10 protein-coding genes are annotated in these 13,627 nt (G+C 71.9%); 8 read left to right on the top strand and 2 right to left on the bottom strand.

The features are described 5' to 3' along the window. Window positions 1-197: 197 nt before the first annotated feature. The gene (locus tag ACFV9D_RS38440; RefSeq protein WP_385157619.1) at window positions 198-1,394 is read right to left on the bottom strand and encodes a cytochrome P450; all 1,197 of its coding nucleotides are present in this window, start codon (window positions 1,392-1,394) and stop codon (window positions 198-200) included. A 231-nt stretch (window positions 1,395-1,625) separates the two neighbouring features. Here ACFV9D_RS38440 and ACFV9D_RS38435 point away from each other — a divergent pair, with 231 nt between their 5' ends. The 7 genes from ACFV9D_RS38435 (at window position 1,626) to ACFV9D_RS38405 (ending at window position 11,942) form a co-directional block, all read left to right on the top strand. Beyond that, entirely contained in the window at window positions 1,626-2,897 is a 1,272-nt protein-coding gene (locus ACFV9D_RS38435) for a DegT/DnrJ/EryC1/StrS family aminotransferase (protein WP_385157616.1), read from the top strand. Beyond that, a complete protein-coding gene (locus tag ACFV9D_RS38430; RefSeq protein WP_385157613.1) occupies window positions 2,894-4,066 on the top strand; it encodes an FAD-dependent oxidoreductase in 1,173 nt (390 codons plus the stop codon). The genes ACFV9D_RS38435 and ACFV9D_RS38430 overlap by 4 nt, the downstream gene beginning before the upstream one ends. A 41-nt stretch (window positions 4,067-4,107) precedes the next feature. Next, the gene (locus ACFV9D_RS38425; protein WP_385157610.1) at window positions 4,108-5,112 is read left to right on the top strand and encodes an ornithine cyclodeaminase family protein; all 1,005 of its coding nucleotides are present in this window, start codon (window positions 4,108-4,110) and stop codon (window positions 5,110-5,112) included. A gap of 46 nt (window positions 5,113-5,158) precedes the next feature. Next, entirely contained in the window at window positions 5,159-5,371 is a 213-nt protein-coding gene (locus ACFV9D_RS38420) for an MbtH family protein (protein WP_385157607.1), read from the top strand. Between the two features lie 155 nt (window positions 5,372-5,526). Then, window positions 5,527-6,819: an MFS transporter gene (locus ACFV9D_RS38415; RefSeq protein ID WP_385157604.1), complete on the top strand. Its 1,293-nt coding sequence runs from the start codon at window positions 5,527-5,529 to the stop codon at window positions 6,817-6,819. A gap of 153 nt (window positions 6,820-6,972) precedes the next feature. After that, window positions 6,973-10,347 carry a condensation domain-containing protein gene (locus tag ACFV9D_RS38410; protein ID WP_385157601.1) on the top strand — a complete coding sequence of 1,125 codons (3,375 nt, stop codon included), beginning with the start codon at window positions 6,973-6,975 and terminating at the stop codon, window positions 10,345-10,347. Next, the gene (locus tag ACFV9D_RS38405; protein ID WP_385157597.1) at window positions 10,344-11,942 is read left to right on the top strand and encodes an amino acid adenylation domain-containing protein; all 1,599 of its coding nucleotides are present in this window, start codon (window positions 10,344-10,346) and stop codon (window positions 11,940-11,942) included. Before ACFV9D_RS38410 ends, ACFV9D_RS38405 begins: the two co-directional genes overlap by 4 nt. A gap of 145 nt (window positions 11,943-12,087) precedes the next feature. Here the strand turns inward: ACFV9D_RS38405 and ACFV9D_RS38400 are convergent, their stop codons facing one another. Then, the gene (locus ACFV9D_RS38400; RefSeq protein WP_385157594.1) at window positions 12,088-12,738 is read right to left on the bottom strand and encodes a 4'-phosphopantetheinyl transferase; all 651 of its coding nucleotides are present in this window, start codon (window positions 12,736-12,738) and stop codon (window positions 12,088-12,090) included. A 77-nt stretch (window positions 12,739-12,815) separates the two neighbouring features. Between ACFV9D_RS38400 and ACFV9D_RS38395 the strand changes: the two genes are divergently transcribed. Further along, window positions 12,816-13,571: a thioesterase II family protein gene (locus tag ACFV9D_RS38395; RefSeq protein WP_385157591.1), complete on the top strand. Its 756-nt coding sequence runs from the start codon at window positions 12,816-12,818 to the stop codon at window positions 13,569-13,571. Window positions 13,572-13,627 lie beyond the last annotated feature (56 nt).

Genomic DNA, 13,627 nt, shown 5'->3' with positions numbered 1-13,627 from the left:
GCAAAACCCCTGCCCAGGGTGCCTGGTGGGCTGTGTTTTTTTTAAACCCCCCCGCCCCCCCCCGACGTCACGTCGTGCGGGCCGGCCTTCTTCACGCACCCTCTCGTCCGGGAGGCCGGACTCGGGAGGTACGGACGAGAAAGCCCGTGGCCCATGGGGACGTCCCCATGAGCCACGGGCAGTGCGGAACGGGCGTGTCACCAGGTGACCGGCACCTCGGTGAACCCTTCCACGAGCACACCGGTGTTACGGGTCAGCTCCTGCGCCGGGACCGTGAGCCGAAGGTCCGGGTAGCGCCGGAGCAGGGTGCCGATGGCCGTCTGGAGTTCCATCCGGGCCAGCGCCGAGCCGGCGCAGAAGTGGGGCCCGGCACTGAACGACAGGTGCTTGTTGTCGTCCCGGTCCACCCGCAGCGCCTCCGGCTCCTTGAAGACCTCCTCGTCACGGTTGGCGGACTCCAGGGCGAGGAACACGGCGGATCCCGCCGGGATGGTCGTCCCGCCCACCTCGATGTCGGCGGAGGAGTACCGCACGGCGGCCAGCTGCGAGAAGAGCACCTGATGGCGCAGGAGCTCCTCCACCGCCGCCGGAACCAGCGAGGGATCCCGGCGCACCTTCGCCAGCTCCTCCGGGTGTGCGAGCAGCGTGACGACCGCGGCGGACAGGTGGTTGGCGGTGGACTCGTATCCGCCCATCAGCAGCCCCTGCACCCAGTACAGGAGTTCGTACTCGCCGAGCCGGCTCTCGTCCTCGTCCCGTACCGCGATGAGGGAGCTGATCAGGTCGTCGCCGGGCTGCTCGCGCTTGGCGGCGACCAGGCGCTGGATGTAGCCGAACAGTTCGCCGCGGTACCGGGCGACCTCCTCCGCGGTGTAGCGGTTGACCGACAGATAGGCGTCGGTCCACAGCCGGAAGTCCTTCTGGTCCTCCGGCGGGACACCGAGCAGCCCGCACAGGGTGCGGATGCCGAGCGGGAACGCCAGCGCCTCGGCGAGGTCGGCGGTGGGGCCGGCGGCCTCCATCGCGTCGAGCAACTCGTCGACCAGGGCCTGCACATGCGGGCGCATCTTCTCGACTCGGGCCGCGCTCAGGGCCTTGGTGACGAGCCGGCGCATCCGCGGGTGCTCGGGCGGGTCCAGGCTCACGTTCGGGTCCTGGAACATCGAGTTGTCCTTGGTGATCCGCGGCAGGTCCTCGCTGGACCGGTCGCGGTGCAGCCGCGGGTCGGAGAGCAGGGCGCGGATGTCCTCGTAACGCGTGACGACCCATCCCGGGTCCCCGCTGGGCAGGGTGACCCGGACGGCGGGACGCTCCCGCAGGCCGCGCAGTTCGATGGGGGCGTCGAGCACCGACGGCCGGGTGCCGAACGGGTAGGTCGGGGGATTCTCGTGCATCGGGCAGGTCGTCAAGGTGGCGTCCTCTCCTCATGGTGAAACCACACTCACCGCAGGCTCGCAGTGGCCGCTGGAGCGGCTCTGGAGAGGCAACGGAACCGCACTGGAGAGTTTCTAGATTTTGATGAATTACTTGAAGTCTTTCGTGTAGCGTGTTTGGTTAGTTGTCGCCATTGTGTTGTGTCACCAGCCCAGGGGTCGACACAGGCCCTTCAGACGATGCGGGGAATCATGGAAAGTGCACCATCCGCAGTCGTTCCGCTCGGCTCCCACACCAGACCGAACCGGGGGAGCATCCTCGGCGACGACGAACTGGCCGTGATCGAAGAACTGTTGCGGTCCGGCAGCCCGCTCTCCGGGGGCGTCTGGCGGGAACGTTTCGAAGAGGCGTTCCGCGCGCACCTCGGTGTGGCGCACGCGCTCTCGGTCACCAGCGGGACCACCGCGCTCCGGCTGGCCATCCACCTGCTCGACCTGCGCCCCGGCGACGAGGTCATCGCCACTCCGCAGACCTATCTGGCGACCGTACAGCCGCTGTTGGACTACGGCGTACGGGTCCGCTTCTGCGACGTGGAGCCCGACTCGCTCAACATCGACGCCTCGCGCATCGAGGAGTTGATCACCGACCGCACCCGGGCCGTCCTCATGGTCCACTACGGCGGTCGGGCGGCGGACATGCCGCGCATCATGGCGCTGGCCGAGCAGTACGGACTGACCGTCGTCGAGGACGCGGCTCACGCCATCGGCGGGTCGCTGCACGGCCGGCCACTCGGCTCGTTCGGACACTTCGGAATCTTCAGTTTCCACTCTTCCAAGAACATCACCACGCTGGGCGAGGGCGGCATGCTCGTCGTACGGGACGACGAGGCCGCCGCCCGGGCGACCGCTCTGCGCGACAACTCGGTCGACGCCGTCTACGTACCCTCCCGGCACACCTTCGCCTCGACCCACCGCCCGCCCGCCGGGGCCATGTTCCCCGCCGGTTCCTACACCGCCGACTGCCTGATGCTCCGGGGAACGGGCATCAACGGGACGCTCGCGGAGCCGGCCGCCGCGGTCGGGTACGTCCAGCTCGGCAGGCTGCCCGCGCTGCAGGCCAGGCGCCGGGAGCTGGCCCGGCAGTACACCGAGCGCCTCGCCGACATCCCCGGCCTGTACGTACCGCCGGTGCCGGAGGGCGTGGACCACCCCTACCACCTGTTCACCGCGTTCGTGGACCCCGAACTGATCGACCGGGACGCCCTGTTGAACGCCATGGACGCGGCCGGCGCACAACTGTCGCTGCGCTACTTCCCCCTGCACCTCATGCCGGAGTGGCGGGCGCACGGCCATCGCGAGGGCGAGTGCCCCGTGGCCGAGCGCCGCTGGTTCCGGGAAATGATCAACATCCCCTGCCAGCCCGGTATCGACGACGACCAGGCCGCCCAGCTGATGGACCAGCTGGAGCGCACCATCAGCCGGTCGTGGCGACGCGGGCGGACCCCTCTCGGGAGGACGGCATGACCGCACACCACACCCCGCAGCACTCCTACGACCTCGTCGTGGTCGGCGGCGGCGCCGTCGGACTCAGCACCGCCTGGTACGCCGCCGGCCGCGGCGCCTCCGTACTCGTCCTGGAGAGCAGCGACGGGCCGGAGAACACCGGCAGTTCCGCCGGCGCCGAACGCCAGTGGCGCGTCCAGTACACCCAGCGCGATCTCACCGAGCTGACGGTGCGCGCCCTGCCCCTGTGGCGCCGCATCGAGGAGGCCTGCGGCAGGCGGCTGGTGCATCACACCGGCAGCCTGTGGTTCGGCGAGACCAAGGAGGCCACCAACGAGGGCCAGATATCCGACGCCGCCCAGGTCCTCGACGACGCCGGTCTGCCCTACGAGTGGCTCACCGCGGCCGCCATCGAGAAGCGCTTCGGATTCACCGGACTGCCGGCCCACTACGAGGGCTTCCACCAGCCGGACGGCGGCGTGGTCGACGTCCGCGGCACGCTCTGGTCCCTCGCCCACCTCGCCCGCTCGGCGGGGGCGGAGATCCGGACCGGTCAGCGCGTCCTCGCCCTGGAGCCGCACCCCGAGCGCGTCGAGGTCGTCACCGACGGCGCCCGGATCACCGCCGACAAGGTCGTCGTCACCGCCGGTCCCTGGAGCAACGAGCTGACCGAACCGCTCGGCGTCCGCCTCGACGTCGAGGTGTACGACATGGCCACGGCGTACTTCCGCCTGCGCGACCCGGCCCGTGACCTGCCCACCTGGTTCGCCTTCCAGACCCCGACGGACACCGACTCCAACCTGTTCTACGGATTCGGCACCAACCCATGGAGCCCCGGCGGACTCGTGCGCGTCGCCCCGGACTTCGAGAGCGACCCCAGGACGGCTCCACCCGCGGCCCGACCCGGGCCCGACCCGCACCAGCTGCGCCGCACGGCGGAGTTCGTCGCCCGGCACATGCCCATGCTCGACCCGGAGCCCGTACAGCCGGGATCCTGCCTGATCGCCCTGCCCCGTGACCACGAACGGCAGTTCTACCTCGGTGCGCTGCCGCCCGGCGAGGGCCGCGACCGGGTACTCGTCCACGCGGCCGGCTGGGCCTTCAAGTTCGTCCCCGTCTTCGGCAGCGCGCTCGCCCAGCTCGCCCTCGACGGCAGCACCGAGTACTCGCTCGGGCGCTTCCGCCCGTGACCGGCCACCACCACCCGACACCGCCATCCGAGGAGAAGCCGGTGGGACACCTGCATGTGATCGACGCAGCCGCTGTACGCAAGCTGCTCACCTACGACGACGCGATCCCCGCCATGGAGGACACCATGGTCAGGGCGTCCCGGCGCGAGCTCTACGAGCACCCGCGGGTGACCGTCGAGCCGCCCGGCCACGGGGGCATGGTGCTTCTCATGCCCGCCGTCGGCGGCCCCGCGGAGGAGCCGGTTCTCGGCCTGAAGATGCTCAGCATGTTCCCGCGCGCGGTCGAGCGGGAGCTGCCCAGCGTCCAGGGCCTGGTCATCCTGGTCGACGCGATCCACGGACAGCCGCTCGCCCTGGTGGACGCCGGCGCCCTCACCGAGATCCGTACCGCGGCGGTCACCGCGGTGGCCACCCGCGCCCTGGCCCGTCCCGACGCCCGTGAACTCGCGGTCATCGGCGCCGGAGTGCAGGCGCGCGGCCATCTGGAAGCGCTGTCCCGGACGCGCGACTGGGAGCGGGTACGCATCTACAGCCGCACCCGCGCCACCGCCGAGAAACTCGCCCGCTGGGCCGAGGGCTTCTACCCGCACGCCGAGGTGTGCGACTCCACCGCGCAGGCCCTGGCCGACTGCGACGTCCTGTGCACCGCCACCTCGGTCGCCGGCGACGAGCCGGTGTTCGACGCCTCGGAGCTGCCCGCCGGGCGTGGCGTCCACATCAACGCGATCGGGGCGTTCGGGCCCGGCTGTCGCGAGCTGCCGACCGCGACGGTCGCCTCCGCACGGCTGATCGTCGACAACCGCGACGCCGCGCTGCGGGAGGCCGGGGACATCCTGCTGCCCATCGCCGAGGGGGCCCTCACCGAGGACGCCATCGTCGCCGAGATCGGCGAGGTGCTGGCCGGCACCCGGCCCGGCCGCATCGACGACACCGGGACCACGGTCTTCGAGACGCTCGGCCTGCCCGTCCAGGACTCGGTGGCCGCCGCCCTCGTCTACCAGCGGGCCGTCGCCCACGGCATCGGCGAGCGCATTTCCTTCCCCTGACGACGCCCCACAGGCCCATGACACGGACGACAAGGAGCTGACACCCATGCAGAACGACGATGGCCGCACGTACCTGGTCGTGGTCAACCACGAGGAGCAGTACTCGATCTGGGCCGAGGGCCGCGAGGTGCCGCTCGGCTGGACCGCCACCGGCTTCTCCGGACCCAAGGACGACTGCCTGGCCCACATCACGGAGGTCTGGACCGACATGCGTCCGCTCAGCCTCCGCCGCCGCCTCGCCGCGGCCGCGACCGACTGACCCCGACCGGCTGACCGACCGACCACAACCGACCGACCACGGCCCACCGACCGACCGAGCACGACCCGGCCGCCCACGGACCGCCGCCACCCCCGGTTCCCCCCACGACCACCACCAGCACCCCCGTCCCCTCACATGCAGAGAGGTAATCCCTGATGACCACCCAGGAGCAGCCCGGAAGGGCGGCCGAAGCCCCGCGCAGGCCCGGGCTCACCCGCAACAGCGACTTCATGAAGCTGTGGACCGGCGAGTCCGTGAGCCTGTTGGGCAGCGAGGTCTCCCTGATCGCACTGCCCTCCCTGGCAGTCCTCGCGTTCGGCGCCTCCGCCGGATCCGTCGGTCTGCTGATCGCCCTGCAGTGGATCCCGTTCGTGGTCCTCGGCCCCGTGGTCGGTGTGCTCACCGACCGGATGCGCCGCCGCCCCCTGATGATCGTCGCCAACCTCGGCCGTGCCGTCGCCCTGGGCTCGCTGCCGCTGGTGGCGTTCCTGGGCTCGGTGAGCATGGCGCACCTGTACGCGGTGGCCGTGATCAAGGGCGCCCTGGACGTGATCTTCCAGCTCGCCTACCAGGCGCACTTCCCGGCGCTGATCGAGCGCGAGGACTTCGCGGAGGCCAACGCCAAGACCCAGATGAGCCGTTCGCTCGCTGCGGTCTTCGGCCGCAGCATCGGCGGTGTGCTCGTCGGTGTGCTCGGCGCGGCCAAGGCCGTGACCGTCGACGCCCTGTCGTACCTCGTGTCCACCTTCACGATCTGGGCCATCCGCAAGCCGGAGCCCGCCCCGCAGCCCAGCGGCAAGGGCGTCGGCGCGGCCGTCACCGACCTCAAGCACGGTTTCACCACCCTCGTCGGCAACCGGCTGCTGCGGAGCCTGACCCTCATGGGCTTCTTCGGCAACCTCGCCGTCTCCATGACCATGGCGATGCTCGTCGTGTACGCCTACGACGACCTGGGCTTCAGCCCCGCACAGCTCGGCTTCGTCATGAGCGCGGGCGGTGTCGCCTTCGTCATCGGCGCGATCTTCTCCCGCAAGGCCCTGCACCACCTGGGCATGGGGCGTGCGCTGATCGTGACCCACGCCCTGCTCGGTCTCGCCGTGCTGCTGATGATCCTGGCCGGCAAGGGCACGGGGGGCGTCGTGGTCGTGGCGCTCTCGCAGTTCCTCGCCTCGCTCACCACCCCGATCGCCAACGTCGGCATCATGACGATGGTGCAGAAGGCCACCCCGCCGCACCTGATGGGCCGGGTCGGCGGCGTCTCCCTCCCGCTGGTCTGGGGCGCCAACGCGCTCGGCCCCGTCCTCGGCGCCGCTGCCGCCTCCGTGTGGGGCAACGCCGCCGCGTTCGCCCTGGCGGCGGTGCTCGCCTGGACCGCCATCGGCTGGCTGGTGGCCGGCTCGGTGCACGGCATCAGGGACGAGGTCCCGGCGGAGCTGCAGGCCGCCTAGGGCTGATTCCCGACCTTGCCCCTTCGACAGCACGAGGTCCGGCCGTACGTCCCCCGGCGGCCGGGCCTCGTGCCTCCCCCCCCTCAACACCCTTTGCTGTTCACGCGCGTTCCACCAATTGGCCCGACGGCGACGAGGAAGACGGGTAGGCCCGTGACCGACCAGATATCGACCGATGCCCTGGAAGAGAAGCGGCGCCGGCTTGCCAGGCTGCTCGCCGAGCGCGACCGCGACCGCGACCGCGACAAGGAGACCCGGACAGGACCCGTCTCCTTCGCCCAGCGTCGGCTGTGGATCCTCGACCGGCTCGTTCCCGGCAGCTGCGCGTACAACATCCCCATCGTGCTGCGTACCTCCACGGCCCCCGACCGCCAGGCCCTGGCTCGCGCCCTCGCCCGTGTCGTACAGCGCCACGAGGTGCTCAGGACCGTGTTTCCCGCGCCCGACGGCATGCCTGTCCAGCAGGTGCAGCCTCCTTTCGAACCGGCGGTCGAAGCGGTCGACGTCTCCACCGCCGCCGACCCCGGAGCGGCCGCCGAGGACCGCGTCAAGCAGTGGTCGGGGCAGCCCTTCGACCTCGCGACCGGTCCCCTCCTGCGCGCCATGACCGTACGGGTCTCCGCCGACGAGCACCTGATCGCGCTCTGCGTCCACCACATCGTCTGCGACGGCTGGTCCGTGGGCACGCTCTTCCGTGAACTCGACGCCTACTACCTCGAGTTCACCGAGGGAACGGCCGCCTCGCTGCCCGAGCTGCCGCAGCAGTACATCGACTACGCGATCTGGCAGCGCGGCCGCCTCACCGGCGAGCGCGAGGAGGAACTCACCTCGTACTGGCGCGAACGGCTCAGCGACGCCCCGGGCATTCTCCAGCTGCCGATGGACCGCGCCAGGCCCACCGGCCACCGGGTCAACGGCGGCAACGAGGAGTTCGAGTTCTCCGAGGACCTGGCACGGGCCGTGCACGCCTTCGCGCTGCAGGAGCGGACCACCCCGTTCACCGTCCTGCTCACCTGCTTCTCCGCCCTGATGGGGCGCTACAGCGGCCAGGAGGACATCCTCCTCGGCGTACCGGTGGCCGGACAGACCCACCAGGAGCTGGAGGGGCTGATCGGCTTCTTCGTCAACACCCTGGTCGTACGGTCCGACCTGACCGGGGCGCCCACGCTGCGCGAGGCCGTGGGGCGCGGCAAGGACGCCGTGCTCGGCGCCTTCGCCCACCAGGACATGCCCTTCGAGAAGCTCGTCATCGACTTCCAGCCGGACCGCAACCCCACCGTCAGCCCGGTTTTCCAGGTGCTGTTCAACTACCAGACCGCGGGCGACGAGCGGGTACGTCTGCCCCACCTCGGCGCCGATCTCGTGCCGTTCGACAGCGGCATCGTCCGCTTCGACCTCGAACTGAACCTGTACGCGCACGAGCGGCGGCTCGGCGGCTCCTGGGTCTACAACGCGGAACTCTTCGACTCCGCCGTGATGCACCGCATGAGCCGGATGTTCGGCCGACTGCTGACCCGGGCGCTCGCCGACCCCGACCGGCCGCTCAGCGAGCTCGCCCTGCTCGACGACAGCGACCTGGCCGAACTCGACCGGCTGACCGCCCCCGCCACGGACGCCCTGCCGCCGGCCGCGTCGGCCGAGGGGGTCCTCGACGCGGGCGACGACCTGCGGGCCGTCCTCGACGCGCTCGGGACCGAGGAGATCGCCGAACTGCGCATCCGGCCCGGCCTGCTGCACCAGCTCGTCGCCGCGGTCGAGAACGGCGCCGCCGTACGGGCCCCGCGGCGGATCGTCGCCTCCGGCGAACCCCTGCCGCTCACACTGGAGCGGCGCTGCCTGGCGGCACTGCCGGCGACGGAGCTGCACACCCTCTACATCAGCCCCGTGGCCGGTGAGATCGCCACCCGCCGCTGCGCCGGTGACGCACCCGCCGGCCACGACATCGCGGGCCGCCCGCTGCCCGGACGACGCGTCCGGGTGCTCGACGCGCACGGCAACCCGGTGCCCGTCGGCGTGCCCGGCAGCGTCCACGTGTCCGGTGTGTCCGTCGGCGACAGCCAGGAGACCGACACCGGCGACCTCGGGCGCTTCCGCGAGGACGGCGCACTGGAGGTCCTCGGCCGCCGCGACGAGCAGGTCCACCTCAAGCAGGTCCGGGTCCCGCGCGCCGAGATCGAGGCCGTGCTCCTCACCCACGAGGCCATCGGCGACGCCCGCGTCGACGCCCGCCTCGACGACACCGGCGACCTGGTGCTCGTCGCGTACCTCGTCCCGCACCGCCTGCACGTTCCCGGCTCCGAGGAGACCGTCCGGCTGCGCGAGGCGCTGCGCGCCCACTGCCAGCGTCTGCTGCCCGAGGTGCTGCTGCCCACCTCCTACGTCGTCCTCGACGCCTTCCCGCTCACCCCCGACGGCCGGGTGGACCGTGCCGCGCTGCCCGTCCCCGCCGCCGAGCAGCAGAGCGCCACGCCGGTACACACCGAGCCCTCCACCCCGCTGGAGGAGACCCTCGCCGAGATCTGGCGCTCCGTCCTCGGCCTGCCGTCGGTGGGCGTGCACGACAACTTCTTCCTGCTCGGCGGCCATTCGCTGCTCGCCGTTCAGGTCATGGCCCGGCTGCGCCGCGCGACCGGCGTGGACCTGCCGGTCAGCGTCCTGTTCCGTTACCGCACCATCGCCGACCTGGCCGTGCGGATCGGCTCGCTGGGCGCCGGTGCGGAGGAGCGGCCCGGGGCCCTGGCCCGTATCCAGTCCGGCACCGTCGCACCCGCACTGGCGTTGGTGCACCCGGCGGGCGGCAGCGTCTTCTGCTACGCCTCCCTGGCCACCGCGCTCACCAACCGCACCGTCTACGCCTTCGAGGGCGGTCAGGAGGCCCCCTCCCACGAGGCCCGCGCCGCCGCCTACCTGGCCGAGCTGGAGGCCGCCGACCCCGGACCGTTCCTGCTCGGCGGCTGGTCGCTCGGCGGCACCCTCGCCTTCGAGATGGCCCGCCAGCTGCATGCCCGCGGCCAGGACCCGGGACCGATCGTACTGATCGACTCCTTCCTGTACGACGGCGATCCCGACAGCCCCGACACCCACGCCTATCTGCTCCACAGCTTCCTGCGGGACCTCACCGCCGACCTCGGCATGCCGGCCACGGTGCTCCCGCCCGGCAGCGAACTGCTCACCGTGCGGCGGCTGTTCGCCGATGTCCTGGACGGCTGGGGCGACTCCGTGCCCGCCGGGCTCGACCTCGACGAGGTGGTGCGGCGGTACGGCATCTACCGGGACAACATGCTCGGCCTCGCGGCCTACCGGCCGACCGGCCCCCGTTACCCCGGGGAGGTGCACCTGCTGCAGGCGGAGCAGTCCCCGGAGGCGATCGAGGGCTGGCGGGCCGTCGCCGAGAACCTCGTCGTGCACCGGGTGCCCGGCGACCACTACAGCATCATGCGCAACCCCGAACTGACCCATGTGGCCCATGTCCTGGACGGTGTGCTCTGCGCCGCCGGCCGCACCCCGGAGGAGGCGAACCGCCGATGAGCGTCGACATACGACTTCCCGCCACACCCGCGCCGGCCGCCGAGGAGATACGCGCGGGCGACGCGCCGAGCGTGCTGCACCTGGTGGCCGACGCCGTCGCCCGCCACGCCGACGAGCCCGCCCTCGCGGGACACGGTTCCACCGTCACCTACCGCGACATGTGGCGGCGGGCGGGCGCGGTCGCCGCCCGGCTGCGCGGGGAGGGCATCGGGCCCGGAGACGTGGTGGGTCTGGCCGCCCTGCGGTCCACCGAGCTGATCGTCGCCCTGATCGGGGTGCTCCGCTCGGGCGCGGCGTTCCTTCCGCTGGACTCCGGCTATCCGCGGGCCAGGCTGGAGCACATGCTCGACGACGCACGGGTGGGCGTGGTCCTCGGCCATCCGGAGACGGCGGGGCGGTTCGCCGCCGCGGGCCGTACGGTGCTGCTGCTCGGCGACGAGCCGACGTCGCGCACCGGGGCCGCCGCCGCGGAGCCTCTCCTTCCGGCGCTGCCCGCCGCGGAGGACCTCGCGTACGTCCTCTACACCTCGGGCACCACCGGCGCCCCCAAGGGCATCGCCATGCCGCACGGCGCGCTCGCCAACATCGTGGAATGGCAGACCGGCGTCTCCGAGGCGTCCGTCGGCAGCCGCACCCTGCAGTTCTCCGCGATCTCCTTCGACGTCGCGTTCCAGGAGATCTTCGCCTCGCTCGCGGTCGGCGGCACCGTGGTGTGCGTGACCGAGGAGGAACGGCGGGATCCGCTCCGCTTGTGGGAGGCGGCGGCACGTGAGCGGGTGGACCGGATGTTCCTCCCGTACGTGGCGCTCCAGGCGCTGGTCCTGGTCGCCGAACCGGGCGCGCCCGGCGCGCCACCGCTGCGCGAGATCATCACCGCGGGGGAGCAGTTGCAGTGCTCCCGGGCCCTGCGCGCCCTGCTGGTCTCGCTGCCGGGCTGCCGTCTGATCAACCAGTACGGGCCCTCGGAGGCCCATGTGGTCACCTGGCACCCCTTGGAGGGCGATCCCGACAGCTGGCCGGCCCTGCCGCCGATCGGTCTGCCGGTGCCCGGCAACCGGGTGTACGTCCTCGACGCGCTGGGCGAGGAGGTGCCGCCCGGCGGCATCGGCGACATCCACGTCGCTGGAGTGCAGGTCGCCTACGGCTACTGGAACCGCCCGGACCTGACGGCGGACCGCTTCCTCCCGGAGCCCGGCCGCCCGGGTCGCCGCATGTACCGCACCGGCGACGTGGCACGACGGCGGCCGGACGGCTCTCTCGACTACCTCGGCCGCGCCGACGACCAGGTGAAGATCCGCGGCTTCCGGCTCGAACTCCCCGAGGTCGAGCGGGTGTTGGGCGACCTGCCCGGGGTCTCCTCGTGCGCGGTCGCGGTACGGGGCGAGGACGGCATCGAGAAGACCCTGGTCGCCTTCGTCGTCCTGGAACCGGGCCTGGGCACCTCCGCCCTCGCCTCCCTGCGCACGGACCTCGCGGAGCTGCTGCCCGACTACATGGTCCCGGGCCGCTTCCGCGCGGTGACCGACCTCCCCACCATGCCGAACGGCAAGATGGACCGTCCCCGCCTGCGGGCGATGGCGGAGAACGCGGAGTGAACTCGGGGCCCGGGGGCGCGGCGTGACGGCCGTGTCCCCGGGCGCGGGGACGGGCGCGCCGGCGTAGGGCGGGAGCTCGCGCCAGTGGGGGGCGGCAGCGGATCGATCCGCTGCCGCCCCCCACTCGCTTGCGCGCGCCGGACCCTCAGGGCGCCGTCACGACCACCGCCGTGCGAACCAGGTGCGGGGAAACCGCGAACCGGCCGTGCAGAATCTCCGGTGCGAGGCCGAGGCGGCGGCGGGTGCCCAGGATGTGGGCGGTGAAGGTGCCCGTGCGCGGGTCCGGTTCGACGCGGACGTCGTGGAAGCCCAGCCAGCTGCCGACCAGGGGGAACCAGGCCTTGTAGACGGACTCCTTGGCGCTGAAGAACACGGTCGGCCAGTACGGAGCCCCGCCGCCGGGGCCGCGCCACCAGTCCTCTTCCTCCGGACGGCAGACGAGCTGCCGGGTGGGCTCGTCCAGACGCATGCTGTCCTCGGCGTCGATGCCGATCGACCGGATGCGGTCCGAACGGGCCACCGCCGCCGCGCAGTAGTCACCGGTGTGCGAAATGCTGCCGACGACCTGCGGCGGCCAGACCGGGGCCCGGTCACGGCCCGCGGGCACGGGCACCGCGGGCAGGCCCAGTGCGGTCAGGGCCCGGCGCGCACACGCCCGGCCGGCCCGGAACTCCCGCCGCCGTGCGGGGACCGCCCGTTCGCTGAGCGTCGCGGCCTCCTCGGGCAGCGGCTCTTCGGTCCAGGCCGAGGCGTCCGCCACCGCCACCGCGACGGCTCCGGGAAGCAGATCACGCATGCACATCACCCCGGCATTCCACTGTGGCTTCGGTTGACTTCTCTACAGTCTCTATAGCGCTTATGTAGTATGTGGTCATGAATACTGCAAAGTCAACGCCGCCTCGATGGTTCCTCACCCCGCCCTCCAAGGAGGCGGAGGTGCGGCTGTTCTGCTTTCCCTACTCCGGCTGCGGCGCCTCCATGTTCCGCAACTGGCCCACTCGCATCGGCCCGGCCGAGGTCGTCCCGCTGCAGCTCCCCGGCCGGGAGAACCGCACCAGGGAACCGCACTTCGGCACCTACGAGGAGCTCGCCGACCAGCTCGTCGAGGGCATCGCCGAGCATCTGGACCGCCCGTACGCGGTGTTCGGGCACTGCGGAGGCGCGCTGCCAGCCTTCGAGAGCGTCATCCGGATCGTGGAGCGCGGGCTGCGGCCGCCCGAGCGCGTCTTCGTCTCCTCCCAGGTCGCCCCGCAGGACGGCCCGTACGGTCGCTTCCTCGGGCTCGACGAGACGGGGCTGCGCGCGGAGCTCATCGCCCTGCTCGCCGCGCTCGGGGCTGCCGAGCCGCCCGAGGAGATCCTCGACCTCTATCTGGAGGTGCTCGTCGCGGACGTCGAGGCCAACAAGAAGTACCGCAAGGACGTGGCCGGTTCCCTGCCGTGCGCCGTCACCGCGCTCGGCTGGGACGCCGATGTGGAGGTCCCGCACGCCCTGATGGGCGGCTGGGCCGACTGGGTCGCCGAGGGCGCGGCCCGCAAGGAGATCCTCGGCGGCACGCACTACACCTTCCTGGACGCCCCCGCGGACCTGGTGGCCTGTCTGGCACGCGACCTGAAGGCCATGGCCTGACGTGCGACAGGCCGGTACGAACGAAGGAGCCCTGCCCGGTGGACGCCGGGCAGGGC

Origin of the sequence: Streptomyces sp. NPDC059875, assembly GCF_042731085.1 — a bacterium.
GTDB lineage: Bacteria > Actinomycetota > Actinomycetes > Streptomycetales > Streptomycetaceae > Streptomyces.
The sequence above is the reverse complement of the archived record's forward strand: the minus strand, read 5'-3'. Positions and strand labels throughout refer to the sequence as shown.

Excerpts from the sequence above, each read along its gene's own strand:
- ACFV9D_RS38440 (WP_385157619.1), bottom strand. The coding sequence starts at position 1,394 with ATGCACGAGAATCCCCCGACCTACCCGTTCGGCACCCGGCCGTCGGTG.
- ACFV9D_RS38435 (WP_385157616.1), top strand. The coding sequence starts at position 1,626 with ATGGAAAGTGCACCATCCGCAGTCGTTCCGCTCGGCTCCCACACCAGA.
- ACFV9D_RS38430 (WP_385157613.1), top strand. The coding sequence starts at position 2,894 with ATGACCGCACACCACACCCCGCAGCACTCCTACGACCTCGTCGTGGTC.
- ACFV9D_RS38420 (WP_385157607.1), top strand. The coding sequence starts at position 5,159 with ATGCAGAACGACGATGGCCGCACGTACCTGGTCGTGGTCAACCACGAG.
- ACFV9D_RS38415 (WP_385157604.1), top strand. The coding sequence starts at position 5,527 with ATGACCACCCAGGAGCAGCCCGGAAGGGCGGCCGAAGCCCCGCGCAGG.
- ACFV9D_RS38405 (WP_385157597.1), top strand. The coding sequence starts at position 10,344 with ATGAGCGTCGACATACGACTTCCCGCCACACCCGCGCCGGCCGCCGAG.
- ACFV9D_RS38400 (WP_385157594.1), bottom strand. The coding sequence starts at position 12,738 with ATGCGTGATCTGCTTCCCGGAGCCGTCGCGGTGGCGGTGGCGGACGCC.
- ACFV9D_RS38395 (WP_385157591.1), top strand. The coding sequence starts at position 12,816 with ATGAATACTGCAAAGTCAACGCCGCCTCGATGGTTCCTCACCCCGCCC.